At 50.2% G+C, this 630-nt stretch carries 1 rRNA gene; it reads right to left on the reverse strand.

Going from position 1 to position 630, the window contains the following annotated elements:
• Window positions 1-475, reverse strand: a 16S ribosomal RNA gene (locus V3W49_RS22800); the annotation flags it as partial.
• Between the last annotated feature and the right edge of the window lie 155 nt (window positions 476-630).

The raw sequence follows: 630 nt of genomic DNA on the forward strand, positions 1-630 counted from the left end.
ATGAGCGTATTAGGCTCACACCCTTCCTCCTGACTGAAAGTACTTTACAACCCGAAGGCCTTCTTCATACACGCGGCATGGCTGCATCAGGCTTGCGCCCATTGTGCAATATTCCCCACTGCTGCCTCCCGTAGGAGTCTGGACCGTGTCTCAGTTCCAGTGTGGCTGGTCATCCTCTCAGACCAGCTAGGGATCGTCGCCTAGGTGAGCCGTTACCCCACCTACTAGCTAATCCCATCTGGGTTCATCTGATGGCATGAGGCCCGAAGGTCCCCCACTTTGCTCTTTCGAGGTTATGCGGTATTAGCCACCGTTTCCAGTGGTTATCCCCCTCCATCAGGCAGATCCCCAGACATTACTCACCCGTCCGCCGCTCGTCAGCAGAGAAGCAAGCTTCTCTCTGTTACCGCTCGACTTGCATGTGTTAGGCCTGCCGCCAGCGTTCAATCTGAGCCATGATCAAACTCTTCAATTAAAGTTTGATGCTCAAAGAATTAAACTGTTAGTTCGTAATGAATTAACTGTTGTTCACTCTTGAGACTTGATATTCATTTAGCGTCTTGCGACGTTCAGGATATCAGTGCTTTCGAGTGCCCACACAGATTGTCTGATAAATTGTTAAAGAGCAGT

The sequence above is a fragment of the Rosenbergiella sp. YN46 genome (assembly GCF_036620675.1).
Taxonomy (GTDB): domain Bacteria; phylum Pseudomonadota; class Gammaproteobacteria; order Enterobacterales; family Enterobacteriaceae; genus Jejubacter.